This window comes from Nitrobacter sp. CN101 (assembly GCF_055390255.1).
Genome location: NZ_AP038833.1, coordinates 2,244,922 through 2,269,347, shown reverse-complemented (window position 1 = coordinate 2,269,347; position 24,426 = coordinate 2,244,922). Strand labels below are relative to the sequence as shown.

Below are 24,426 nucleotides of genomic sequence, written 5' to 3'. Positions count from 1 at the left end.
ATGGAGAGATGAGATGGCAGATGAGGAAGATAAGACGATCGTCGAGCAAGGCCCTTCCATCGGTGAGTATCGCCGGGAATCGATCCCCGAATACATCGTCGATTCGAGTGGCGCCCGGTTTGAGTTTGATCGTATCGCTCTCGAAGGAGCCGGCGGGCTCGAGCCATCGCAGCTGGCCCGGAATGAATGCCTTATCGCCCCCGGTTTGATCTATCGTAGAGTCTCATCATAACCGACCCGAATATGCGTCTGCGGCTTCCGTTTGCATCGGGATCAACGGGCAAAGCCGTATGATAAAGCCTAGGGCTGCGACAGCGGCTTGCATGCTGGGATGCGTCGGGGCTAAACAAGGAGCGGAGGGCGGCTAGCTCAGCTGGTTAGAGCATCTCGTTTACACCGAGAGGGTCGGGAGTTCGAATCTCTCGCCGCCTACCAATATTTAGCTGTTTTGATTCGGCTCCCCGCCAGCTTCCCCGAATTTTGATGCATGGGAACGCTTCAATAAAGCGCACCTCCATCCCTCCTTGATATCCCTGATTTTAGTCCAGAGGCATAGTCGCATCATAATACAAGAACGGCGCCCTCGAAGGCGCCGTTCCGTCAATTATGTCGTAGCGGTCAGTGAGCGGTCAGGCCGCCCGCCGCCTCGTCAGCCGCATCGGGAGTGACCGGGAGCTTCGTATCCTCCTCCCAGACAATCGGCTTGGGCTGCCGCACTAACGCTTTGGCAATCACCTCGTCCATCCGGGCGACCGGAATGATCTCCAGCCCAGCCTTGATAGATTCGGATATCTCAGTGAGATCCTTGGCATTCTCGTCCGGTATGAGCACCGTCTTGATGCCACCTCGCGCGGCTGCCAACAGTTTCTCCTTGAGACCGCCGATCGGCAAAACCCTGCCTCGCAGCGTGATCTCGCCCGTCATGGCGATGTCGCGCCGGATCGGGATTCCGGTCAGCACCGACACAATCGTCGTCGCCATCGCTACACCGGCCGAAGGACCATCCTTCGGGGTAGCACCCTCGGGGACGTGAACGTGGATATCGCGTCGCTCGAACAGCGGCGGCTCTATCCCGAAGGTGATCGCGCGCGAACGGACGTAGGAAGCCGCCGCCGAGATCGATTCCTTCATCACGTCGCGCAGGTTGCCGGTAACCGTCATGCGTCCCTTGCCGGGCATCATCACGCTTTCGATCGTCAGCAACTCGCCGCCGACGTCGGTCCATGCCAGACCGGTTACGACACCGACCTGATCGTCGGTTTCGATCTCGCCGTAGCGATATTTCGGAACTCCAAGAAATTCCTCGACGACTTTCTCGGTGACTTTGACCGACTTCCTTTTCGAGAGCATCAGTTCCTTCACCGCCTTGCGGGCGAGTGTGGAAAGCTCACGCTCCAGGTTTCGCACGCCCGCTTCGCGGGTGTAGCGACGGATGATGAGCAGGAGCGAGTCGTCATCGATTGACCACTCCTTCGAATCCAGGCCGTGCTTGGTGAGCGCGTTCGGGATGAGATGCTTGCGAGCGATCTCGACCTTCTCGTTCTCCGTGTAGCCGGCGATCCGGATGATCTCCATGCGGTCCATCAAGGGACCGGGAATATTCAGCGTATTCGCGGTCGTGAGGAACATCACGTTGGACAGATCGTAGTCGACTTCCAGATAGTGATCGTTGAACGTCGAGTTCTGCTCGGGGTCGAGGACCTCAAGCAGGGCAGACGACGGATCGCCGCGGAAATCCGCGCCCATCTTGTCGATCTCGTCCAGCAGGAACAGCGGGTTCGAGGTCTTGGCCTTGCGCATCGACTGAATAATCTTGCCGGGCATCGAGCCGATATACGTCCGGCGGTGACCGCGGATTTCCGCCTCATCGCGCACGCCGCCAAGCGAGACGCGCACGAATTCGCGGCCCGTCGCCCGCGCGATCGACTTCCCGAGCGAGGTCTTGCCGACGCCGGGCGGACCGACAAGGCACAGGATCGGTCCGGTCAGCTTGTTGGCGCGCGACTGCACCGCGAGATACTCGACGATACGGTCCTTGACCTTCTCGAGCCCGTAATGATCAGCGTCCAGCACTTCCTGGGCGGCGTTGAGATCCTTCTTCACCTTGGACTTCTTGGCCCACGGAATCGACAGCAACCAATCGAGATAGTTGCGCACCACGGTGGCCTCCGCGGACATCGGAGACATTTGCCGCAGCTTCTTCAGTTCGTGCTGGGCCTTCTCGCGAGCCTCCTTCGAAAGCTTGGTCTTGGCGATCTTCTCTTCGAGATCGGCGAGCTCGTCCCGGCCCTCGTCATCGCCGAGTTCCTTCTGGATCGCCTTCATCTGCTCGTTGAGGTAGTACTCGCGCTGGGTCTTCTCCATCTGGCGTTTGACGCGTGAACGGATGCGTTTCTCGACCTGCAGGACGGAGATCTCGCTCTCCATCAGACCGAGCACCTTTTCCAGACGTGCGGTTACAGACAGCGTCTCAAGAATGCCCTGGCGATCCGCGATCTTGGCGGCGAGGTGCGACGCTACGGTGTCACCAAGCTTGGCGAAATCCGTGATCGCCTGCACGACACCCACAACCTCGGGAGAGATCTTCTTGTTCAGCTTCACATAGCTTTCGAAATCCGACACGACTGAACGCGCCAGCGCCTCGGCTTCGACGCTGTTGGTATCGGTATCAGCCAGCGCGACCGCGGTCGCCTCATAATAGTCGGAGCGGTCGGAATAGGCCTCCACGCGCGCACGCTCAAGACCTTCCACCAGCACTTTTACCGTGCCGTCAGGTAGCTTCAGCAGTTGCAGCACGCTGGCGAGCGTTCCGATTTTATAGATAGAATCTGGCGCAGGATCATCGTCCGACGCGTTCTTCTGCGTCGCTAGCATGATGAGCCCATCGTTCTTCATCACCTCTTCCAGCGCCCTGATCGATTTCTCGCGGCCGACGAACAACGGCACGATCATGTGCGGGAAAACGACGATGTCGCGAAGCGGAAGCACCGGATAGGCATGGATTTCGCCGTGGACTATAGCTGGCCGGGGTTTCGAGGCGGTCATAGCCTTGTTCCTTTTGTTGCGCCCCCTTGTTCGCAGCCGCATATCATGCGCAACCGCCACAAGGTGCCGAGTTTCCTGGAGAAGAATGGGCCTTTGCGAACCGAGGCCTCACCTGCCCGAGGTCGTGAGCAGCTAGCGAACATGCGCCGCCGCCGACAGCATAAGGTGGCCATCCACCACCAGCGTGTCAAGTGAAGGAAATCAGCGGCTTGTAACCTACACGGAGCGTCGGCTTGCAACCTACAGGAGCCATCGGCTTGTAAAGCAAGGCCCCCTCGCGACTAACCGCCAGCGAGGCATCCGACAGCCGAAAAACGGTCGGATCAGGCGCTGGCGCTGCTTTCGCTCGCGCGATCAGAGCGGTCGGCGTAAATGTACAGCGGTCGCGCGGTTCCTTCGACCACTTCGCGCGAGATCACGACCTCCTCGACCCCTTCCAGGCCCGGAAGATCGAACATAGTTTCGAGCAGGATGCTTTCGAGAATCGAGCGCAACCCGCGCGCGCCGGTCTTGCGCTCGATAGCCTTGCGGGCCACCGCGCCGAGCGCCTCGTCGGCGAACGTCAGCTCGATATTCTCCATCTCGAACAGCCGCTGATACTGTTTCACCAGCGCATTCTTGGGATCAGTCAAAATCTTTTTCAGCGACGCTTCGTCGAGATCCTCGAGCGTGGCCACGACGGGCAGACGTCCGACGAATTCCGGGATCAAGCCATACTTCAGCAAATCCTCCGGCTCGACATGCCTGAAGATTTCGCCAGTGCGGCGGTCTTCCGGCGCAAGCACCTGCGCAGCGAAACCGATTGACGTCGTGCGTCCTCGCGCCGAGATGATCTTCTCTAGGCCGGAGAACGCGCCCCCGCAGATAAACAGGATATTCGTGGTATCAACCTGCAGGAACTCCTGCTGCGGGTGCTTCCGGCCGCCCTGCGGCGGAACCGAAGCCACTGTGCCTTCCATGATCTTCAGCAACGCCTGCTGCACGCCCTCACCCGACACGTCACGCGTGATCGAGGGGTTGTCGGACTTGCGTGAAATCTTGTCGATTTCATCGATATAAACGATACCGCGCTGCGCACGCTCGACATTATAGTCCGCAGACTGCAACAGCTTCAGGATGATGTTCTCGACATCCTCGCCGACGTAGCCGGCCTCGGTCAGTGTCGTCGCATCCGCCATGGTAAACGGAACGTCGAGGATACGCGCCAGCGTCTGCGCAAGCAGCGTCTTGCCCGATCCGGTCGGTCCAATCAGCAGGATGTTCGACTTCGCGAGTTCGACGTCGTTATGCTTGGTCTGATGGTTAAGCCGCTTGTAGTGATTGTGGACTGCAACCGAAAGTACCTTCTTGGCATGGCCCTGCCCGATGACGTAGTCGTCCAGAACCTTGCAGATTTCCTTCGGAGTCGGAATGCCGTCGCGCGACTTCACCAGCGAGGACTTATTCTCCTCGCGAATGATGTCCATGCAGAGCTCGACGCATTCGTCACAGATGAACACGGTCGGGCCCGCGATCAGTTTGCGCACCTCGTGCTGACTCTTGCCGCAAAACGAACAATACAGCGTATTCTTGGAGTCGCCCGTACCGACCTTACTCATTCCTGTCTCCGTCCGACGCTCGATCCCGCCTGTTCGCCTGCTCACCCGTTCCGATCCGGCACATCCGGTCTAACGAGTTTACATATGAGCAAAGTCCGTACCAGAAAAGACCCTGCGCTCTCAACCCCGCGCGAATCGCGGGTCCATTCGATTCTCCTGCGCATACCGCCAGTTGAAACGCAGCAACCGCACCATGGCTCCCCGACTCTCAAGAATTCGCTAATCGGCAGCCATCCGCAATGCGACAATAGCCTGATTTGGCCCAGGGAGGCGACTCTTCCCTTGCCAAAATTTAGTCCAGCGTTGCGCCAGTATCATGCCAGTCAGGCGGATACTTCGCGCGGAAAGAAAAGGAACTTTTCAGAAACCATCGCCGTGCAATCGCGATGGCTCAAACTGGATCGGGATCAACCGGCCTTGCGTTCGTCCCTGGACGGAGCCTTGATACGTTACGAAGCCTTCGGTGCGGCCGGTTCTTCAGCGCGCTTGTCGATCACTTTATCAACGATGCCGAAGTCACGAGCCATGTCAGCCGTGAGGAACTTATCGCGCTCCAGCGCCTCCTCGATCGCCTGGTAGGTCTGTCCCGTATGCTTGACGTAGATCTCGTTGAGTCGCTTCTTGAGGCTCAGGATTTCCTGCGCGTGCAGCATAATGTCCGTCGCCTGCCCCTGGAAACCGCCAGAGGGCTGATGAACCATGATGCGCGCGTTCGGCAGTGCGTGCCGCATATCCTTTTCGCCTGCGGCCAGCAGCAACGAGCCCATCGACGCAGCTTGTCCGGTGCACAGCGTTGCAACCGGCGGACGAATGAACTGCATCGTGTCGTAGATCGCCAGACCCGAAGTCACCACGCCACCCGGCGAATTGATGTACATCGAGATTTCCTTTTTCGGATTCTCCGCCTCCAGGAAAAGGAGCTGCGCAACGGTCAGCATCGCCATGTTGTCTTCGACCGGGCCGGTCACAAAGATGATGCGCTCCTTCAGCAGCCGGGAGAAGATATCGTAGGCCCTCTCGCCGCGATTGGTCTGCTCGACCACCATCGGCACGAGGTTCATGTAGGTTTCCACTGGATCGCGCATTGATCACCCAAAAGTTTGTGTCAGCGGTTGGCGGCGACGAACATCCGAGAAACCGAGAGTCTTCAGTTCTTCCGGCGCGGATGAATGTCCCGTGATGCAGGACTCGGCAAGCACGGCCCACAGATATAAGTTCATCGCTTGGGCGACAAGACTGAACCTAGGCCACGCCGGAATCGTAATCTGTTGGCGCCCTCGATTGTGACGTTCGTTACGAAAGGTCGCACAGCGCGAGCTGGTCCTGGACGGCACCACCGTCTCGAATGTCAGGCTCACTCCACAAACTGAACCGATTCGCAGCCTGACGGGACCGTATCGCGACGCCGGATCCGATCCATACCCATAATACCACGCGGCGCCGTACAGACCCCGACGTGCAGCCGGTCAGATGTCGGTACTGTGCGCCTCGTGTTCCTTAAAGAGGTCCTCGCGCGTCACGCTCTTTTCCGTGATCGTGGCGAGTTCAAGAATGTAATCCACCACCTTGTTCTCAAAAAGGGGCGCGCGAATCTGAGCCAGCGCTTGCGGGTTTTTCTGATAGTAATCCCAAATTTCCTTCTCACGGCCCGGCGTCTGGCGGGCGCGACTAATCAACGCACGGTTGATTTCATCATCCGCGACCGTGATTTTGTTCTTTTCGCCTATCTCCGAGAGTACCAGGCTGAGCCGTACCCGGCGGTCTGCAATCCGGCGGTACTCTGCCCTGGCCTCTTCTTCGGTGGTGTTCTCGTCGGCGAAGGTCTTCTTCTCTTTTTCCATCTCCGCCGTGATCGACCGCCAAACCTGCTCGAACTCCTCCTCGACCAGCGTCGGGGGCGCATCGAACTTGTGCGTCTCATCGAGACGGTCAAATAGCGCGCGCTTGACCTGTTGCCTCATCGCTCGGGCAAACTCAGCGCTGAGCTGCTCGCGGACGACTTGCTTCAACTGATCGAGCTCCTGCAGACCGAGCAACTTGGCAAACTCGTCGTCGATCTTGATATCCTCCGGCGCCTCGATCAGGCTTACCGTGGTCTCGAACTCTGCATCCTTCCCGGCAAGCTCTGAGTCCGCATAGTTCTGAGGGAACGACGCCTTGACCGTGCGAGTCTCGCCGACTCCGGCCCCGACCAACTGCTCTTCGAACCCCGGAATGAGGGCATTCGATCCCAGCACGACCAGGATATCCTCGCTGCTCCCGCCCTCGAACAGCTCGCCGTCGATGGTGCCCTTGAACGAAATGGTGACGCGATCGCCGTTCTCGGCCTTCGCACCTTCCGTCCTGTTGGAGTAGGTGCGATTCTGATCGGCGATCCGCTTGATGGCTTCGTCAACATCGGCATCGCTAACATCGACCACCGGCTTCTCGATGGTGAAGGACTTGAAGTCCGCTAGTTCGATCGGCGGCACGACTTCGATCGCCACGCTGTAGCTGAGGTCGGACTTGCCCGCGAGGATATCCTCGATCTCCTTCTCCTCCGAAGGCATCGTTACCTTGGGATTACCTGCGAGTTTGAAGCCACGGTCGTTGACGATCTGCATATTCGTATCGCGGATCGTGTCTTCGATGGTCTCGACCATCAAGGAGCGGCCATAGAGCTTCTTGAGGTGGCTGACCGGCACTTTCCCTGGACGAAAGCCGTTGATCTTCACCTTGTCCTTGAGGTCGACGAGCCGCTCATCCGCCTTGGCCGCGATTTCGGCGGCCGGAATGCTGACCTGGAACTCGTGTCTCAGTCCCTCGGCGAGGGTTTCGTTCACCTGCATGACGTCAATCTTCTTCCGCTCGATCCGGCTGGAATGGCCGGATCATTGTCAATCGGTCGATGCGCGGCAAAACGCCTGCATCGGTGTATGGCCGGCATGTATCCAACCCGGATAGCTGCCTGAAATCATCTGCTCAAACGCTTTAGCGCTTGGTGCGGGCGGAGGGACTCGAACCCCCACAACTTTCGTCACTGGAACCTAAATCCAGCGCGTCTACCAATTCCGCCACGCCCGCCGGTGGAGTGGGTTTGACATTTGCTACCATCTGGCTGGGAGTCGGCAAAGCGAATGTCAAATGATGCCGAAAAATGCGAAGCGGCTTTCGGTAGACCTCATGCTCCAACGGGTTAAAACCGGAACGAGTTGAAACCAGGCGCATCGAGGGCAACGGGTTCATCTCCCGCTGTCATCGAGGCGCTTCGATGCGGCGGGCTTATAACATGGTGGCATCCGTCTGCAGTAAAAAAATGGCCGTGCTGGACAGGGTCCCAAGAACATGATCGGCATTGGCAAATGACGTTTCGTCCTGCTCAATTAACCCGGAGGCATCTTCTGGCCGGTTTCGGGGCAGCCGCCGCGGCAGGACCCGCCGCCACGATTCATGCGCAATCGCAACATCCTCAAATACAGGCCATTGACGCAATGCCCACCCCCCTTTCACTTGGGCCGGATCATCGCGAAACCACGGTCTGGTCCCTGAAGACCGACGGCTCCTCTGGGAGCCTCCGTTTCCGCCAAAGCGAGAGCATGGGCCTCGTCGTGAACAACGGCCTGCCGGCGCCGTTTGTTTTGAACTGGCATGGATTAGATGGCGCGGCTGCCATCGAGCCATTGACCGCTCGACCTCCTATCTCGCCGGGCGAAACCGATCGCTATTCACTCCCCTTCCAGCAGGCCGGAACTTTTATGTGCGATAGCCGCCTGCTGGGAGACGGTCTGGCGCAGCCCTCGCCCGCGCAGGCTCTGATCGTCGAGGAACGGACGCCGACGGAAGTCGACCGTGACGAGGTCATGCTGATTGAGGACTGGCGGCTGGATGCCGAAGGACTTCCTGTCGCGCCCGGGATAACCGAAAAGAAGGTCGGACCGCCCATCTACCTGGTGAATGGGAAGCCATCGCTCGACTTTAACCTTCACATCAACGAGCGACTCAGGCTGAGGTTCATAAATGCCTGTCAACGCAATGCAATTGCTATTGAAATCAAAAATCTTGGTGTACGGATCATAGCGATCGACAGCCAGCCGGCGGAGCCGTTTCTGGCGCGCAACGGCCGATTGGTACTGGCCCCGGGAACCCGGATCGACGCCGTTATAGATGTCACGCTTCCGTCGGGAACGACATCTGCCATCGTCCTGCATGACGGCGGCGGCAACCCACGTGAGATCGCCCGCCTGCACGTTTCAGCTGACGGGCCGGGCCGCGCCGCGCCGCTGCCGGTGCCGCCTGCGTTGCCATCCACCAGCCTGCCTGCGAGACTCGATCTCAGGAACGCGCTGCGCGCCGACGTGCCGCTCACCTCCTCTGAAGGAACTCCAACTTCATGGAGTCGCCCGGCGCTCTTTAGCACGCGTAGAACCCCCGCCTTCCGTGTCAAACGCGGCCGGACCGCCGTGCTTGCGCTGACAAACACGACAGCAAAGCCCATGGTCTTTCGCCTGCATGGCCATCACGCCCGCCTGCTGGACCGGCTCGACGACGGATGGAAACCGTTCTGGCTGGATACGGTGCTGGTCGATACAGGGCAGACCCAACGCATCGCTTTTGTCGCTGACGTCGCCGGAGCATGGCTGATCGAGACCATGGCTGTGGAATGGAGCGCGCCGCGCCAGGTCAGCTGGTTCGCTGTGGAGTAGCTGTTCAGTAATCAACCCCGAACCGATCGTAGAGCCGCCGCAAGACCGCGGGCAGCACCTCCGGCAAATCCTCGGCGATCAGTCCCGGTCCCGCCTCGTGCCCCGTCTCGCCGTGCATCCAGACTCCGATGCAGGCAGCCTCGAAGGCCGGCACGTCCTGCGCCAGCAGTCCGCCGATCATGCCGGACAGCACGTCGCCTGAGCCTGCCGTGGCCAGCCATGGCGGCGCATTGGCCGCGATCGTCGCACGGCCGTCGGGCGAGGCCACCACCGTGTCCGGTCCCTTGAGCAGAACGACCGCTCCCGAACGCTCGGCCGCGGCACGCACCCGCTCAAGTTTTGATCGAAGTGGATGTTCATCAATCATCTCACTGAAAAGACGACGGAACTCTCCTTCGTGTGGGGTCAGGATAATGTCGGCGCTTCCGCTCTGCTTGATGGTCTCGAACAAGCGACCCGGCGCATCGGCAAAGCTCGTCAGTGCGTCGGCGTCGAGCACCAGCGCCCGCCTGGCTGCAATAGCCGTCGTCACAAGTGCTCGGGTTTCCTCGCCGATCCCGGCGCCGGGTCCGATCACGCAGGCATTGATGCGCCGATCTTCCAGGATTTCCGCGAGACCGGCCGCGTCATTCATGCGGCGTACCATCACGGCCGTCAGCGCCGCCGCGTTCGCGCCCAGCGCATCATCGGGGGAAAGCACGCTTACAAGCCCGGCTCCCATGCGCAGCGCACTGCGCGCGGACAGTCGGGCCGCGCCCGTCGATGTCAGATTGCCGGACACAACGACAGCATGGCCACGCGCATATTTGTGACCGTCGATAGGTGGCACCGGAAACGCGCTCTGCCAATAATCCGGGATATTCTCAAAGGTTATGGGACGAATCTTATCTAGTACCGCATCGGTGATGCCGATATCGGCCACGCGCACCCGGCCGCAAAAAATCCGACCTGGTAACAGCAGATGCGCCGGTTTTTTGCGAAAGAACGTTACCGTCTCGGTAGCGCGTATCGCTGCGCCCATGATCGCGCCAGTGGTGCCGTTAATGCCGCTCGGCAGATCGATGCTGAGTACCGGCGCGCCGTTGGCGATGATTGCCTCGATCATCGCACGGGCGTCGCCCATGACCGGCCGGTTGAGACCCGCGCCGAACAGCGCATCGATGATCAGCGCGGGTGAGCCGAGCGCGGAGAGGTCGCAGGGCAGCACCGGCCCTTTCCAACCTTTCGCTGCGAGCGCGACGTCGCCCTTGAGGCTGCTTCGCTCGCACATCAGGATGACCGAAACGTCGTAACCGCGCGCCGCCAGTTCCGTAGCAGCCACGAACCCGTCGCCGCCGTTGTTACCGCATCCGGCGACAACCAGGATCGGCCCTTCCTCCGCGAGGTCGGCGGCTGTGTCCGCGACCGCCTGCCCGGCACGCAGCATCAGGGCAAAACCCGACGTGCCTCCCGCAATCGCCAGCCGATCGGCCTGCTCCATTTCACCGGTCGTCAGAATCTCCATGGCCTCAAACCTGATAGCGCAAGTTGCCCGTCCGCATATCCAACACTGCACAAAAAATAAACGCAGTGCCTAATTTATAGTCTGGTCGATGGTCAGACGCTCATCTATCGATATGCCAACTCACCTTAATCGTATGATATTATGGATGTTTTTTACAAATTGCGTATTGGCATAAACTCTGCTTTGAAGACGAAATTCGACCCAATGTATCCACTGGCGGACAATGAAGCGTGTCCCGCGACTTTTGTCCGTCCGAAAACCAGTGCATGACCGCTGCTGCAGGCGGCAGTGTGAGCGCGCATCAGCCCCTGGCTGGATATTGAAAGCGCCAGGAGACGTTCAATGAAAAAGATCGAAGCCATCATCAAACCGTTCAAGCTTGACGAAGTAAAGGAAGCTCTGCAGGAGATCGGATTGCAAGGCATCACCGTGATCGAAGCGAAAGGCTTTGGCCGGCAGAAAGGACACGCCGAGCTCTATCGCGGCGCGGAATACGTGGTGGACTTCCTGCCCAAGGTCAAAATCGAGATTGTGATCGGCGATGATCTGGTCGAAAAAGCCATCGAGGCCATCAGGCGCGCCGCCCAAACGGGCCGCATCGGCGACGGCAAGATCTTCGTATCCAATATCGAAGAGGCTATTCGGATCCGAACGGGGGAATCCGGCCTCGACGCAATCTAGACCCTTTGAGAACGACATCCGCACAACAAGCCATACCGACGGCCGCTTCGCGCCGCCGATTACCAAGACCAGCATAGACAAGGGGTATTTATGAAGACCGCCAATGACGTCCTGAAATCAATCAAGGACAACGACGTAAAGTACGTCGATCTGCGATTCACTGATCCGCGCGGCAAGTGGCAACACGTCACCTTCGACGTGAGCATGATCGACGAGGAGTTTTTCGCCGAGGGCACGATGTTCGATGGTTCATCGATCGCCGGCTGGAAGGCGATCAACGAATCCGACATGATGCTGATGCCCGATCCGGCGACGGCGTCGATTGATCCGTTCTTCGCCGAGACCACCATGGTGATCACCTGCGACGTCCTGGAGCCTTCCACGGGCGAGCCCTATAACCGCGACCCGCGCGGAATCGCCAAAAAAGCCGAAGCGATGGTGAAATCGCTGGGCATCGGCGATACGGTCTACGTCGGCCCGGAAGCCGAGTTCTTCGTGTTCGATGACGTGCGCTTTCAGTCCACGCCCTACAACACCGGATTCAAGCTCGATTCCTCTGAGTTGCCGACTAATTCCGATACCGAATATGAGGGCGGCAATCTAGGTCATCGCATCCGCAACAAAGGCGGCTACTTCCCCGTTCCACCGCAGGATTCGATCCAGGACATGCGTTCGGAGATGCTTGGCTCCATGGCCCGCATGGGCGTGAAAGTCGAGAAGCACCACCACGAGGTGGCATCTGCCCAACACGAACTCGGCATGAAGTTCGATACGCTGACCCACATGGCTGACCAGATGCAGGTCTATAAATACTGCATTCATCAGGTCGCGCACATCTACGGCAAGACCGCCACCTTTATGCCGAAGCCGGTCTACGGCGACAATGGCTCGGGCATGCACGTCCATCAGTCGATCTGGAAGGACGGTAAGCCGACCTTCGCCGGCAGCAAGTACGCCGACCTATCGGAAACCTGCCTGTATTATATCGGCGGCATCATCAAGCATGCCAAGGCGATCAACGCCTTCACCAATCCCTCCACCAACTCCTACAAGCGCCTGGTCCCGGGCTACGAGGCGCCGGTGTTGCTCGCCTATTCGGCGCGCAACCGTTCCGCCTCCTGTCGTATCCCCTACACCACCTCGCCGAAGGCCAAGCGTGTTGAGGTTCGTTTCCCTGACCCCATGGCCAATCCGTATCTCGCTTTCGCTGCGATGCTGATGGCGGGCCTCGATGGTATCAAGAACAAGATCGATCCCGGCCCCGCCATGGACAAGGACCTCTACGATCTGCCGAAGGAAGAGCTGAAGCAAATTCCAACGGTTTGCGGCTCGTTGCGCGAAGCGCTGGAAAACCTCGACAAGGATCGCGCCTTCCTCAAGGTCGGCGGCGTGTTTGACGACGACTTCATCAACGCCTTCATCGAATTGAAGATGGCCGAGGTGGAGCGCTTCGAGATGACGCCGCACCCTATCGAATTCGATATGTACTACTCGCTGTAATCGACGACCTACGAAATCTTCTGCAGGTTTCGAAAGCTCAAGGGCGCCCATCGCGGGGCGCCCTTTTTGTTGAACGGTCGTACTCCGCAAGGTCGCGCCAGCTTGATCCCCGCGGGGTTTGCAGAAAGAGTGCCTGCTTTGGGAATCAGTGAGGTTCAAAGTGGACGGTTCGCCTGAAACTCAGGGCTTCGAACGGCGGTCTTTTGCCCGCTCGATCGCAGCCGGCGGCATTGGCATTGTCGCCTTTGGCGCAGCCCTCGCACTGACATGGTATTCCGCAGCAACGCTGTTCATGCTGTTCGCTGGCATCTTGTTTGGCGTGTTCCTCACGGCCATGGCGGATCTGCTACGCCGGGTGTTCGGCGGAAATCAAACCTTGCGCCTGGTGATCGTTTGCCTCCTGTTCACCGGGCTGTTGTCGGGTGTGGCTGTACTCGGCGGCGCAACCATCGCCCAACAGGCTACGGCCTTGAGTTCGACCCTCCGCGCGCAACTTGGCAACGCCAAGGATTTTCTTGAGAAGCAAGGGATCGACACCAGCTTCCTCAACGTGGGCACCAAGGCGGCGCCGACCGACGCCGGTGCCACTCCGACGCCCACAACTTCTGCCTCGCCGTCGCGCGGCCCGAAACTACCCGACGCCAGCACCATCGCCTCCGGAACCGGCGCAATCGTCACTCAGACCATCAAAATTCTGGCCCACGTCTTTGAGGGCGTTGGCAACTTCTTCATCATCATCTTCCTGGGGCTGTTACTGGCGGCACAGCCAAAACTCTATCGAGACGGCATCCTGCGTTTCGTGCCGAGACAACGACTACCCGAAGCAACGCGCCTCATCGACGACGTCAGCGAGACGCTACGCCGCTGGCTGCTCGGTCAAATGGCCACCATGGCCACGCTGTTCCTGCTGACATGGATCGGGTTGACCGTGATCGGCATTCCCGGCGCGCTGGTGCTGGGCTTCGTTACCGGGCTCCTGACATTCATCCCCAACGTCGGCGCCATCCTAGCGGGCGCTCTCATTGTGCTGGCGAGCCTTGGCTCCGGATTCACCGCGATCGTCAGCTCCTTCGTGCTCTATCTCGCCGTGCAATTTCTTGAAGGCAACGTACTGACGCCGCTGATCCAGCGCCACGCCATCAGCATTCCGCCGGCGACGTTGTTCGCGGCACAAATCTTTCTCGGTGTGCTGTTCGGAGTATGGGGTCTGGCGCTGGCGCTGCCATTGATTGCGGTCATCAAGGTGGTGCTGAACCACGTCTGGCCGGATCAAACTGCAGCCGCCCAGAGCTAACTATAGCGTTTTCGAGCGAAGTGAGTACCGGTTCGCGCGAGGACAACACATCAAATCAAAATCCGAGAGCGCCGCTACTGTTTCCATCAGAAGCGGAAAGGCTCTTGCCCATCAGACGCTGGAAATCACCACCGTTTCAGTGTGCTCGACCTCGGGGGGCGAAACGAAGAATGACCCCACCAACGCACGCCATTCGGTGAAGTTTGAGGATTCGCGAAAATCCACGACATGGTTTTCAAGCGTTTCCCATTTGATCAGCAGCCTATAGCGTGACGGCCTCTCGATAGACTTGTGCAACTCAAAACCTTTCCAGCCGATGCAGCGCTTGAAGATCGTTTGAGCCTGCGACACGGCTGCCTCAAAATCTTTCTCGCTGCCCGGCTTGATCTCGATTTGCGCGATTTCGGTGATCATGTGAGCAGACCTTTCATATGCCTTGCGTCTGTACCGCAATCGACTGCAACCGTGAAGCGAACGGCAAGTCGCGTTCAGGCCGCGTTACCAGGTGCTGTTATCACTCGCACCATCAGACAACAACAAAACGCCCCCGGCTCCGGACAGACCGGGCCGATGGGCGCAAATGCAGGGAATATCGCAGGGTATCCGGAGAACGGGCTGCCGATCTTGCTGCCGACTTCGCCCTGTTCCGGAGAAAACTCAGAGCCGATACAGAATCTGATCAGTCCAGAAGCGCTCAAGGCGATGCAGCGACTTGTTCAGCGTTGCGAACTCCTCGTTCGAGATGCCGCCGACCTGTTCGACAGTCTTGACGTGCTTTTGATAAAGCGCATCGACGATGCGTCGAATTTCCTGGCCCTGCGTGGTCAAGCGGATTCGCACCGAGCGGCGATCCACGCGCGAGCGCTGATGATCGAGGAATCCAAGCTCGACGAGCTTCTTCAGATTGTAAGAAACGTTGGAGCCGAGATAGTAGCCACGGGTCCGCAGCTCGCCGGCCGTTAGTTCCTTGTCGCCGATGTTATAGAGAAGAAGCGCCTGCACCGAATTGATGTCGGCCCGACCGCGGCGATCGAATTCATCTTTAATAACATCGAGCAGTCTGCGATGTAGTCGCTCGACCAAGGTCAATGCTTCGAGATAGAGCGACTGCACCGGTGCCTGGCCGGCAACCTGTTCCGCGGGCTCGTGAGCCTTCGCAACGGCTTTCATGGTGACATCCCCTGTTGTCGTTTTTCGACTTATTCGACGAAACTTGTGTTCCGCCTGATAGCTGAGACCTTAGGGGGGGCGTTTGAAGATCAGCTTAAATAAGACAATAAAGACATCATGAATTTAAGAGAGTGAATCGCCGATTAAGTCGCCAGAAAAGGGCATTTCGCAACCCTTCGTTGACGTTTCCGCTGCGCTGTTCACGCTTCGTGTGCGACTGCTGTCGCATTCAGAAACAGCACGGCTCAGATTTGAAATACTCGGTCAATATAGATAACCGGGCCGTTAGGGTGACCAAATTCTTATTGCGAAAAATTCTCGGAAAACTTTACGGGACTTTGTCATCTCCAATCTGGAAATGACGTCCGTTCCGAAGGGCCGCTACAGTTCAAATCGCGCTCCCTTCTATCGACCCGACGCTCGTCGCACGTCTCATCTATGGCGGCCGTTCACGCGCAGCCATCCATGCCAGCGCGAGATAGGCCGTGAGCATTGCAATTTCCAATCCAACGACGACCAGGTTGCCGCCGTAGATCGCCGGAAACATAAGTTCGACGACGGCCATTGAGACCACCGTGGTAAGCCACACGACGGCGCCCCATGGCGTGGCCAGCCATAGACCCACGGCAGCCACAAGCTCGATCACGGCAAAGTAGATCGTCGCCGCCTGCCAGGCCACCATCTGGTTCTCAAAGGCGCCGTCCTCGCTGCCTATGAATCCGGTCAATTGAGCCCAATGATAGAGCCCAACGGCGAGCGATAGCACCGCCATGGCCCGCAGAAACACCACCAGTCGCCGGGTCCAGAGATTTTCGTCGGCTTCTGTCTGTGCAGTCGAACTTCTTGCCACCGACATGGCTTGATCCCGCGGGATCTGCTCGCGCGATGAGGTTTTAGACATCAGGATGCTCACAACCGGAACCGACAGCCATGCGAGATCAATTCATGACTTTCCGGAACCATAAAATCAATTGCAATGCACCGAGATGCACGAGCGCGGTGACGAAGCCGGTTCCTGATGCTACAAAAATCCAATTGGTTCTGGCCTTCGGGAGTGTCGGCAACATGGCGATAAAATACGGGCGTCCCATTGAAATGCGGGATGGACCCCGCCGCGATGCCGCGATCACCGCCCCGCCGCTCGATCTCGTGGCCCGGCTTCGTCGTAACCGCAAGGCGGAATGGGCCCGCCGTTTGGTCCGCGAAAGCGTTCTGACAACCGACGACCTCATCTGGCCGCTGTTCGTCGCCGATGGCGTCAATGGGCGGACGCCTGTTCCCTCAATGCCCGGGGTCGACCGTCTTAGCGTGGACCAGTGCGTGCGTGACGCTGAACGAGCGCTCAAGCTGAACATCCCCTGCATCGCGCTGTTCCCCTACACCGATCCCGCCTTGCGAGACCTCTCCGGCAGCGAAGCCCTCAATACCAAGAATCTGGTCTGCAAGTCGGTCCGCGCCATCAAGCGGGAATTTCCGGACCTCGGCGTGCTCTGCGACGTGGCGCTCGACCCCTTCACCAGTCATGGCCATGACGGTCTGATCGAGGACGGCAGGATACTCAATGATGAGACCGTTGCGGTTCTGGTCCAGCAGGCGCTGGTGCAGGCGGAAGCCGGCTGCGACATCATTGCTCCGTCCGACATGATGGACGGCCGCGTCGGTGCGATTCGAAGGGCTCTCGACGAAACGGGGTTCGTCGATGTGCAGATCATGGCGTATGCCGCGAAGTATGCATCCGCGTTTTACGGCCCGTTCCGCGACGCCATCGGTTCGGCCAAGGCGCTCACCGGAGACAAGCGCACCTATCAGATGGACAGCGCCAACTCCGACGAAGCGCTGCGTGAAGTCGAACTCGATATTGCCGAGGGCGCCGATATGGTCTTGGTGAAGCCCGGTATGCCCTACCTCGACATCGTGCGGCGAGTAAAAGACACGTTTGGAATGCCAACCTTCGCCTACCAGGTGTCGGGCGAGTACGCGATGATCGCTGCCGCCGCTGGCAATGGCTGGATTGACCGCGACCGGGCGATGATGGAAAGCCTCGTTGCTTTCAAGCGCGCCGGCGCCGACGGCGTGCTCACCTATTTTGCTGCGGAGGCAGCGGAGAAGCTGAAACAAAAAAACGGCTGAGCCTCCCTCCCCCGCCGTATGCCATCGTTACCTACGCCTCTGAGCTTCTGAGGGCTTGTAACCCAGGCAGCACGTCGCCATGTCGAAGGGCAGCAGAAATGCCGTGCTGAGCGCCGTGGAGGATTGGACATGGCCGATGGTGGCTTCAACACTGCGCAGAGCGGCAACTCTGCCGAGTTTCAGCGGCATGCGTCTGATCCTTGGATGCAGCCCGAACTGTTTCGCGGTGTTTTGGCCCGGCGTTTTTTTGCATTTCTGATCGATCTGCTGGTGCTTTCGATACCAGTGATCCTTGGCGTGATCTTTATCGCAATATTCGGCGTCATCACGCTCGGGCTCGGCTGGGCGCTGTTCTGGCTGGTGTCGCCCGCCTCCTTGATCTGGGCCATCGTCTACTACGGCGCGACACTTGGCGGCCGATATTCGGCGACGGTTGGGATGCGCGCCATGGGTCTGGAAATGCGGACCTGGCACGGCGAGCCGAGTTATTTTGTGCTCGGTGCCATGCACGCGATCCTGTTCTGGATCTCGGTGTCGATGTTTACGCCGCTTATCCTTCTGATCAGCCTGTTCAACAACCGGCGACGCATGCTGCACGACATGTTGTTGGGAACCGTCATCATCAACAGTTCGGATCTTGCGACAGTTGCGGAACCACATGGAAGCTATTGATATCGCGGCAACCCGGATTGACGGTCAGCCCTGGGAGCGCGATGCTGGAATGTAATTTGTTCGGAGGCTGACAAGGCGCCGTGACCCACCACTCGCGAGATACCCCGCAGTTCTATTTGACCGCGCCTTCGCCGTGTCCGTATCTGCCCGATCGCAGCGAGCGCAAGGTATTCACTCATCTGGTTGGCGAAAAAGCGGGCGAACTCAACGATCTGCTGACCTATGGAGGTTTCCGCCGCAGTCAGTCGATCGCCTATCGTCCGGCTTGCGACCAGTGCCGTGCTTGCATTTCCGTGCGGGTGATCGCCGATGAGTTTCGGCCGTCGCGCAGTGCCCGCAGGGTGCTGGCGCGGAACGCTGACATTGTCGGCAACCTGCGTGCCGCAATGCCGACGTCGGAGCAATACTCGGTATTTCGCGCTTATCTGGACCAGCGCCATCGCCACGGCGGCATGGCCGATATGACCGTGCTGGACTACGCGATGATGGTGGAAGACAGCCACGTCGAGACCCGCATCATCGAATATCGCAGGCGCAGCCCGGACATCGGCAACAACGAACGCGGCGAACTGGTGGGCGTGGCGCTGACCGATGTGCTCAGCGACGGGCTCTCGATGGTTTATTCGTTTTTCGAACCGTCCGAACAGAACCGTTCGCTCGGCACCTTCATCATCCTCGATCACATCTCGCGTGCGCGGCGGCTCGGTCTCCCCTATGTGTACCTCGGCTACTGGATCGAGGGATCGCGGAAGATGGATTACAAGGGTCGCTTCCTGCCGCAGCAACGCCTTGCGCCGACGGGCTGGTTGCGCGTGGATGAGAACAGTCAATCAACAGGCGACGCGGCAATCTAAGCCGACCGCGCTCCTGTCATTCCACCACAACGATTGTAAGCACTCATTGCGAGGATTGAGAGAAACAGGTCACTATTGGACGTTGCCATCTATCGTCATCGTTACCATCCTGCTTTGAATGCACCCGCGTTGAGCGAATTTTGAAACCTACTTTGAGATGAAGCACTTTCAAAACGCTGACCATCGAGCTGAAGATCGAAGTATTCAGTTAGCCATTTGAGCTTCGTACTTGCCTCACTCGTGATCCTCTCGCCCGTTATGCCATACCAACTGAAGGGCCATATTCCAGCCGAGACGATCTCAATTGACGCCCCGGTTAGTTTGACCCCTGCACCAAAGCTTGCTTCGAGGTTGAATGGATCGACTTTCTCGACCGTCAACGGGTTGTTGGTGTCACCGAAGCGCACAAGAATCGGCAAACTCTTCATCGGAAAGTCGACCTTCCCGGAAAGCTGACTTACCTCTTTTACGCCTTTCTCAACAGGCGACGGGAATGCACCTCCCGGCAGATCGAAAGCGCGCAAGACAATCCATTCAGCGGAAGAACGACTGTCTTCGCCTCCTTTGAGGAGCGCAAACAGAGTTCCACGCGAACCGAGGTCAAGTGCGACTGCCTCCCCACGAACATTTATCTTAAGCTCGGCGGAGGCTCCCAGAATCTGGGAGTTTTTGCCGTAGCTCACCTCAATAACGCCAGAACCCATCTTCGGAACGCCATCAACTTCAGCGTTAAGCGTGAGACGATAGCGGATCGTCACACTTGGATACGCCATCTTATAGGCGACGATTCCAACGATGATGACAGCCAGCAGAATTCCGATGATCTTCATACTAAGGGCCTTCCGGCGGTCCAGCCGGACGAGTACGATCCCACAGCCTAGAATGTGCTGCTGCTGTAGGTTAAGAAACTCGACCGATCCTATCCGGCGAACGTGTCTGCCAGCAGCTTGAGATTGAGGATCACGATCACGCCGGCGATGATCCATGCCACGGCGGCGGTCCCGGTTGAGATCGCGAAGTCGCCCATCTTGCGCCGATCCGAGACAAAGCGGACCAGCGGGATCACCGCGAACGGCAACTGCATCGACAAAATGACCTGACTGAGAACCAGAAGCTGTGCGGTTCCGCTCTCGCCATAGAGCGCGGTGACGACGATCACGGGAACGATGGCAATGCCGCGGGTGACGAACCGCCGCGCCAACATTGGCATCCGCAAACGCAGAAAGCCTTCCATCACGATCTGGCCTGCGAGCGTCGCCGTCACTGTGGAATTGATGCCGGAGGCGAGAAGCGCGACCGCGAACAGCGTCGAGGCGATGCCGAGACCCAATAGCGGCGACAGCAGCCTGAACGCGTCTCCGATTTCGGCCACCTCGGTGTGACCGCTGCGGTGAAACACTGCGGCGGTCACGATCAGGATAGCGGCGTTGACGAACAGAGCCAGCATCAAGGCTAGCGTGCTATCGGCGGTCGCCCAGCGGATCGCACTCCGCCGACCCTCCTTCGTTCGCGGATAAGCCCGAGTCTGCACGATCGACGAATGCAGATAGAGGTTATGCGGCATGACCGTCGCGCCGATAATGCCGATGGCGATATAGAGCATTGCCGGATTGGTGACGATCTCGCGCGACGGCGCGAAGCCGCGCAAAATCTCGGCGACCGGAGGCGCGGCGGCAACGATCTGGATCGCAAAACAGACGGCGATCACGATCAATAGCGCGACCACAAAAGCCTCGAGGAAACGAAAGCCGCGGTTCATCAACAGTAGCAGCAGAAAGGCATCCAGCGCCGCGATCAGCGCACCGCCGATCAGCGGGATGCCGAACAGCAATTGCAACGCGATTGCCGTGCCGATCACCTCGGCCAGATCGCATGCAATGATCGCAGCCTCACAGACCAGCCAGAGCATGAAATTGACGGGCCGCGAATAGCTGGCGCGGCATGCCTGCGCGAGATCAAGGCCGGCAGCGATACCGAGCCTGGCGGCCAGGGCCTGCAACAGGATCGCCATGAGGTTCGACAGCAGGATGACAGATAGCAGCGTGTAACCGAACTTCGAGCCGCCCGCGATGTCCGTGGCCCAGTTGCCGGGGTCCATATACCCCACCGAGACCATGTAACCGGGTCCCGCAAAGGCCAGCATGCGGCGCAGCCAGTGCCCGTTCGCGGGAACCCGCACCGTCGCATGGACCTCCTCGAGACTGGGACGGACTGGCGCTTCCGAACTCCAGCCAGTCCCAGCCGAGAAGGTCCCTTGCGACGGCTCCGAAGCCGGTTCGGGCGACAAAGCGGATGTTTTCATATCCATCGGATGGGATAATGGGCTAACTCCACCTTTATTGCAACTCATTTGCAAATGCATCTAGAACAAGATGGGGTATAAAGTGTGTAGCGGTTTCCGCCACGCGGTTCGCAAGCGGCGATGCTCCGCGACGCGAAGATCGCGGGATTCAAGGATGCTGGTATGTGAGACTTACTTGCCAGAAGCGACGGGAGAATCGAGCAGTTCGAGCACCGTTTCGGCCGGACGGCAAATCCGCACGCCCTTCGGGGTTTCCACGATCGGGCGTTGAATCAAGATCGGGTGCGCCAGCATAAAATCCAGAAGCTGATCATCGGTCCATTTGGGATTGCCGAGATCAAGCTCGGCATAGGGCGTGCCCTTCTCCCGCAACAGCGCGCGAACGGGAAGACCCATGGCGTCAGCCAGCGCGCGAAGCCGTGCACGGTCCGGCGGGTGCTTGAGGTATTCGACGATCACCGGCTCCTCGCCGCTCTCCCGGATCATCGCCAGCGTGTTGCGGGAGGTTCCGCAAGACGGGTTATGATAGATCGTCACGGTCATGGTCGTATCCGCTCAGGTGTCCAGCATTTTGATTTGACGCGTTTTCTTCACGCGAACCGGTATCCACTTCGCTCGAAAACGCTATGCACGATGTCATATGGTTCGGCCGAACCTGTTCGATTTCGGTAGGCCGTGTGCGAGGCGTCCGGCGTCGGCGCGGTTGCCGCGCCAGTCGGACAACTCCTTCCAACTCAAGCCCTGCTCGCGACCCGCGGAGTCCCGCCACGTCAATCCGGTTTTCGAATCGAACACGGCGACGTCGGACAGCCCTGCGTCCTTATACTTCTGCAATCGCACGCCGCGGCCGCGCGCCATCTCCGGCACCTGATCGAGTGGAAAGATCACCATTTTGTGGTTGGTGCCGATGACCGCGACCTGATCGCCCGCGACCGTCACAATCGCCTTGGCCTCGTTCGGCATCTCGACATTGAGCACCTGCTTGCCCTTGCGCGTGGTGCCGACGCAATCGTCTTCGTTGACGACGAACCCCTGCCCCTCATGGCTCGCGATCAGAAACTTGCGGCCGCCAGTGTGGACAAATAACGACACAATCGCTGCATCCTGCTCGAGATCGATGAACAGACGGATCGGCTCGCCATGACCACGTCCGCCCGGCAATTTCGCGACGTCGAGCGAATAGAATTTACCGTTGGTGGCGAACAGCAACAGCTTTGACGTCGTTTCAGCGAAAAACGCGAAGCCGAGCTTGTCGTCGGTCTTGAAGGACAGGTTCGACAGATCTTCGACGTGACCTTTCAGCGTCCGCGCCCAACCCTTGTCGGATACAACGACCGTGACCGGCTCGCGCTCGACCAGCGATTCTTCCAACGCGGCAAGATCGTGCTCGGGTGCGTCCGCAAAGACGGTGCGGCGCTTGCCGAGCGGTGTCTTGGGGCCGAACATGTCACGCACGCTGCGCACCTGCTCGCCGACTTTCTCCCACTGCTTGGCTTCGGAGCCTAGCACGGCATTGATGCCCTTGAGTTCCGCCCGCAGGTTCTTGTCCTCGGTGCGTATCTCCATTTCCTCGAGCTTGCGCAAACTACGCAGGCGCATGTTGAGGATGGCCTCCGCCTGGACTTCCGTCAGCTTGAACGCCTTCATCAAGGCTGGCTTCGGCTCGTCTTCGGTGCGGATGATTTTGATGACCTTGTCGATGTTCAGATACGCGATCAGGTAGCCGCCAAGCACTTCCAGCCGATGCTCGATCTGCGCCTTGCGATAGGCGGAGCGACGCAGCAGCACGTCGCGCAGATGGTCCAGCCATTCGCGAAGGCACTCCGCAAGGCCAACGACTTTTGGAATCTTGCCCTTGATGAGAACGTTGAGGTTGAGCGAAATGCGACTCTCAAGCTCGGTCAGCTTGAAGAGCGATTCCATCACCAGCTCGGGATCGACGTTGCGCGACTTCGGCTCGATGACAACGCGGATGTCTTCGGCCGACTCGTCCCTGATATCGCCGACCAGCGGCAGCTTCTTCTCGTTGAGCAGTTCGGCGATCTTCTCGATTAGTCGCGATTTCTGCACCAGCCACGGAATCTCCGTGACCACGATGACCCAGGTGCCACGCGCGCCTTCTTCCTGATGCCACTTGGCTCGGGTGCGGAAGGCGCCGCGCCCGGTCGTGTAGGCCTCAGCGATGCTCTCTTTGGAATCGATGATGATGCCGCCGGTCGGGAAGTCCGGCCCTTTGACCCATTTCAGCAACGATTTCGATTTCGCGTCCGGCTTGTCGATCAGATGTAGCGCGGCGTCGCAAAGTTCGGCGGCGTTGTGCGGTGGAATCGCGGTGGCCATCCCGACCGCGATACCCTGCGCGCCGTTGGCGAGCAGGTTAGGAAAGCCGCCGGGCAGGACCACCGGCTCGCGGCTCTGGCCGTCATAGTTCGGACGGAACTCGACGGCGTCCTCGTCGATACCGTCGAGCAGCAGCCGCGCCACATCGGTCATGCGCGCTTCGGTGTAACGGTAGGCGGCGGGATTATCGCCGTCGATATTGCCGAAATTTCCTTGGCCGTCGACCAACGGATATCGCGAGGCGAAATCCTGCGCGAGCCGCACCATGGCATCGTAGATCGCTTGATCACCGTGAGGATGGAACGAGCCCATCACATCGCCAACAATCTTGGCGGACTTCTTGAAAGCCGAGCCGGGATCGAGCCGCAGCAACCGCATGCCGTAAAGGATGCGCCGGTGCACGGGTTTCAAGCCGTCGCGGGCGTCCGGCAATGCGCGGTGCATGATGGTGGACAGCGCATAGGCGAGATAGCGCTCTTCCAGCGCATCCCGCAGTTGCACTTCGTGAATTTCGGCCGGCTCAGCCGGAATCAATCGTTTTCCCATGCGGACGGGTTAGACCCGGACGAGTCCGAGAACAAGACGCGAATCGGCCACGGCGCGAGCAAAGGTCGCCCGGCCTATCTCCAAAAAACCACGCTGATAATGAACAGA

The 24,426-nt window shown here is 59.0% G+C and carries 20 protein-coding genes and 2 tRNA genes; 9 read left to right on the top strand and 13 right to left on the bottom strand.

Annotation, left to right across the window (positions count from 1 at the left end; genetic code table 11):
- Window positions 1-13 precede the first annotated feature (13 nt).
- The gene (locus tag ACZ5IL_RS11285; RefSeq protein WP_464591441.1) at window positions 14-232 is read left to right on the top strand and encodes a hypothetical protein; all 219 of its coding nucleotides are present in this window, start codon (window positions 14-16) and stop codon (window positions 230-232) included.
- Between the two features lie 126 nt (window positions 233-358).
- Window positions 359-435, top strand: a tRNA-Val gene (locus ACZ5IL_RS11280).
- A 183-nt stretch (window positions 436-618) separates the two neighbouring features.
- Here ACZ5IL_RS11280 and lon read toward each other — a convergent pair.
- From lon to ACZ5IL_RS11255, 5 genes are all read right to left on the bottom strand, one after another.
- The gene (gene lon, locus ACZ5IL_RS11275) at window positions 619-3,045 is read right to left on the bottom strand and encodes an endopeptidase La (RefSeq protein ID WP_464591439.1); all 2,427 of its coding nucleotides are present in this window, start codon (window positions 3,043-3,045) and stop codon (window positions 619-621) included.
- 323 nt (window positions 3,046-3,368) lie between these two features.
- The gene (clpX, locus tag ACZ5IL_RS11270; RefSeq protein ID WP_040675983.1) at window positions 3,369-4,643 is read right to left on the bottom strand and encodes an ATP-dependent Clp protease ATP-binding subunit ClpX; all 1,275 of its coding nucleotides are present in this window, start codon (window positions 4,641-4,643) and stop codon (window positions 3,369-3,371) included.
- Window positions 4,644-5,092: 449 nt separating this feature from the next.
- Window positions 5,093-5,728, bottom strand: coding sequence for an ATP-dependent Clp protease proteolytic subunit (locus ACZ5IL_RS11265; RefSeq protein WP_079446692.1), 636 nt, complete (start codon window positions 5,726-5,728; stop codon window positions 5,093-5,095).
- A 381-nt stretch (window positions 5,729-6,109) separates the two neighbouring features.
- Window positions 6,110-7,471 carry a trigger factor gene (tig, locus tag ACZ5IL_RS11260; protein WP_464591436.1) on the bottom strand — a complete coding sequence of 454 codons (1,362 nt, stop codon included), beginning with the start codon at window positions 7,469-7,471 and terminating at the stop codon, window positions 6,110-6,112.
- A gap of 150 nt (window positions 7,472-7,621) precedes the next feature.
- Window positions 7,622-7,706 (bottom strand) — tRNA-Leu (locus tag ACZ5IL_RS11255).
- A 278-nt stretch (window positions 7,707-7,984) separates the two neighbouring features.
- Between ACZ5IL_RS11255 and ACZ5IL_RS11250 the strand changes: the two genes are divergently transcribed.
- A complete protein-coding gene (locus ACZ5IL_RS11250; RefSeq protein ID WP_464591434.1) occupies window positions 7,985-9,325 on the top strand; it encodes a multicopper oxidase family protein in 1,341 nt (446 codons plus the stop codon).
- Window positions 9,326-9,329: 4 nt separating this feature from the next.
- Here the strand turns inward: ACZ5IL_RS11250 and ACZ5IL_RS11245 are convergent, their stop codons facing one another.
- Entirely contained in the window at window positions 9,330-10,829 is a 1,500-nt protein-coding gene (locus ACZ5IL_RS11245; RefSeq protein ID WP_464591432.1) for an NAD(P)H-hydrate dehydratase, read from the bottom strand.
- Between the two features lie 342 nt (window positions 10,830-11,171).
- On the opposite strand from ACZ5IL_RS11245, the gene ACZ5IL_RS11240 reads away from it, so the two are divergent.
- The 3 genes from ACZ5IL_RS11240 to ACZ5IL_RS11230 all read left to right on the top strand — a co-directional run bounded on the left by ACZ5IL_RS11240 (window position 11,172) and on the right by ACZ5IL_RS11230 (window position 14,304).
- Window positions 11,172-11,510 (top strand): P-II family nitrogen regulator, encoded by a 339-nt coding sequence (locus ACZ5IL_RS11240; RefSeq protein WP_011315159.1) that lies wholly within the window; start codon window positions 11,172-11,174, stop codon window positions 11,508-11,510.
- A gap of 90 nt (window positions 11,511-11,600) precedes the next feature.
- The gene (gene glnA, locus ACZ5IL_RS11235) at window positions 11,601-13,010 is read left to right on the top strand and encodes a type I glutamate--ammonia ligase (protein WP_464591430.1); all 1,410 of its coding nucleotides are present in this window, start codon (window positions 11,601-11,603) and stop codon (window positions 13,008-13,010) included.
- 160 nt (window positions 13,011-13,170) lie between these two features.
- On the top strand, window positions 13,171-14,304 hold the full coding sequence (locus tag ACZ5IL_RS11230) for an AI-2E family transporter (RefSeq protein ID WP_464591428.1): 1,134 nt from the start codon (window positions 13,171-13,173) through the stop codon (window positions 14,302-14,304).
- 111 nt (window positions 14,305-14,415) lie between these two features.
- On the opposite strand, the gene ACZ5IL_RS11225 is transcribed toward ACZ5IL_RS11230, so the two are convergent.
- The 3 genes from ACZ5IL_RS11225 to ACZ5IL_RS11215 all read right to left on the bottom strand — a co-directional run bounded on the left by ACZ5IL_RS11225 (window position 14,416) and on the right by ACZ5IL_RS11215 (window position 16,375).
- Window positions 14,416-14,718, bottom strand: a complete 303-nt coding sequence (locus ACZ5IL_RS11225) for an antibiotic biosynthesis monooxygenase family protein (RefSeq protein ID WP_464591426.1) — start codon at window positions 14,716-14,718, stop codon at window positions 14,416-14,418.
- Window positions 14,719-14,961: 243 nt separating this feature from the next.
- Entirely contained in the window at window positions 14,962-15,474 is a 513-nt protein-coding gene (ldtR, locus tag ACZ5IL_RS11220; protein WP_464591424.1) for a transcriptional regulator LdtR, read from the bottom strand.
- 436 nt (window positions 15,475-15,910) lie between these two features.
- The gene (locus ACZ5IL_RS11215; RefSeq protein WP_464591422.1) at window positions 15,911-16,375 is read right to left on the bottom strand and encodes a DUF6163 family protein; all 465 of its coding nucleotides are present in this window, start codon (window positions 16,373-16,375) and stop codon (window positions 15,911-15,913) included.
- 164 nt (window positions 16,376-16,539) lie between these two features.
- On the opposite strand from ACZ5IL_RS11215, the gene hemB reads away from it, so the two are divergent.
- The 3 genes from hemB to ACZ5IL_RS11200 all read left to right on the top strand — a co-directional run bounded on the left by hemB (window position 16,540) and on the right by ACZ5IL_RS11200 (window position 19,130).
- On the top strand, window positions 16,540-17,604 hold the full coding sequence (gene hemB, locus ACZ5IL_RS11210) for a porphobilinogen synthase (protein WP_464591420.1): 1,065 nt from the start codon (window positions 16,540-16,542) through the stop codon (window positions 17,602-17,604).
- Window positions 17,605-17,733: 129 nt separating this feature from the next.
- The gene (locus ACZ5IL_RS11205; RefSeq protein ID WP_464591418.1) at window positions 17,734-18,276 is read left to right on the top strand and encodes an RDD family protein; all 543 of its coding nucleotides are present in this window, start codon (window positions 17,734-17,736) and stop codon (window positions 18,274-18,276) included.
- Between the two features lie 80 nt (window positions 18,277-18,356).
- Entirely contained in the window at window positions 18,357-19,130 is a 774-nt protein-coding gene (locus tag ACZ5IL_RS11200) for an arginyltransferase (protein WP_464591416.1), read from the top strand.
- A gap of 101 nt (window positions 19,131-19,231) precedes the next feature.
- Here ACZ5IL_RS11200 and ACZ5IL_RS11195 read toward each other — a convergent pair whose 3' ends face one another.
- The 4 genes from ACZ5IL_RS11195 to parC form a co-directional block, all read right to left on the bottom strand.
- Window positions 19,232-19,960, bottom strand: a complete 729-nt coding sequence (locus ACZ5IL_RS11195) for a hypothetical protein (RefSeq protein WP_464591414.1) — start codon at window positions 19,958-19,960, stop codon at window positions 19,232-19,234.
- An 89-nt stretch (window positions 19,961-20,049) separates the two neighbouring features.
- Window positions 20,050-21,438 (bottom strand): Nramp family divalent metal transporter, encoded by a 1,389-nt coding sequence (locus ACZ5IL_RS11190; RefSeq protein WP_464591412.1) that lies wholly within the window; start codon window positions 21,436-21,438, stop codon window positions 20,050-20,052.
- Window positions 21,439-21,603: 165 nt separating this feature from the next.
- A complete protein-coding gene (gene arsC / locus ACZ5IL_RS11185) occupies window positions 21,604-21,975 on the bottom strand; it encodes an arsenate reductase (glutaredoxin) (RefSeq protein ID WP_464591410.1) in 372 nt (123 codons plus the stop codon).
- 93 nt (window positions 21,976-22,068) lie between these two features.
- The gene (gene parC, locus ACZ5IL_RS11180) at window positions 22,069-24,318 is read right to left on the bottom strand and encodes a DNA topoisomerase IV subunit A (protein ID WP_464591408.1); all 2,250 of its coding nucleotides are present in this window, start codon (window positions 24,316-24,318) and stop codon (window positions 22,069-22,071) included.
- Between the last annotated feature and the right edge of the window lie 108 nt (window positions 24,319-24,426).

Coding starts and splice junctions, on each gene's coding strand:
- ACZ5IL_RS11285 (WP_464591441.1), top strand. CDS start 14: ATGGCAGATGAGGAAGATAAGACGATCGTCGAGCAAGGCCCTTCCATC.
- lon (WP_464591439.1), bottom strand. CDS start 3,045: ATGACCGCCTCGAAACCCCGGCCAGCTATAGTCCACGGCGAAATCCAT.
- clpX (WP_040675983.1), bottom strand. CDS start 4,643: ATGAGTAAGGTCGGTACGGGCGACTCCAAGAATACGCTGTATTGTTCG.
- ACZ5IL_RS11265 (WP_079446692.1), bottom strand. CDS start 5,728: ATGCGCGATCCAGTGGAAACCTACATGAACCTCGTGCCGATGGTGGTC.
- tig (WP_464591436.1), bottom strand. CDS start 7,471: ATGCAGGTGAACGAAACCCTCGCCGAGGGACTGAGACACGAGTTCCAG.
- ACZ5IL_RS11250 (WP_464591434.1), top strand. CDS start 7,985: ATGACGTTTCGTCCTGCTCAATTAACCCGGAGGCATCTTCTGGCCGGT.
- ACZ5IL_RS11245 (WP_464591432.1), bottom strand. CDS start 10,829: ATGGAGATTCTGACGACCGGTGAAATGGAGCAGGCCGATCGGCTGGCG.
- ACZ5IL_RS11240 (WP_011315159.1), top strand. CDS start 11,172: ATGAAAAAGATCGAAGCCATCATCAAACCGTTCAAGCTTGACGAAGTA.
- glnA (WP_464591430.1), top strand. CDS start 11,601: ATGAAGACCGCCAATGACGTCCTGAAATCAATCAAGGACAACGACGTA.
- ACZ5IL_RS11225 (WP_464591426.1), bottom strand. CDS start 14,718: ATGATCACCGAAATCGCGCAAATCGAGATCAAGCCGGGCAGCGAGAAA.
- ldtR (WP_464591424.1), bottom strand. CDS start 15,474: ATGAAAGCCGTTGCGAAGGCTCACGAGCCCGCGGAACAGGTTGCCGGC.
- ACZ5IL_RS11215 (WP_464591422.1), bottom strand. CDS start 16,375: ATGTCTAAAACCTCATCGCGCGAGCAGATCCCGCGGGATCAAGCCATG.
- hemB (WP_464591420.1), top strand. CDS start 16,540: ATGGCGATAAAATACGGGCGTCCCATTGAAATGCGGGATGGACCCCGC.
- ACZ5IL_RS11205 (WP_464591418.1), top strand. CDS start 17,734: ATGGCCGATGGTGGCTTCAACACTGCGCAGAGCGGCAACTCTGCCGAG.
- ACZ5IL_RS11195 (WP_464591414.1), bottom strand. CDS start 19,960: ATGAAGATCATCGGAATTCTGCTGGCTGTCATCATCGTTGGAATCGTC.
- ACZ5IL_RS11190 (WP_464591412.1), bottom strand. CDS start 21,438: ATGGATATGAAAACATCCGCTTTGTCGCCCGAACCGGCTTCGGAGCCG.
- arsC (WP_464591410.1), bottom strand. CDS start 21,975: ATGACCGTGACGATCTATCATAACCCGTCTTGCGGAACCTCCCGCAAC.
- parC (WP_464591408.1), bottom strand. CDS start 24,318: ATGGGAAAACGATTGATTCCGGCTGAGCCGGCCGAAATTCACGAAGTG.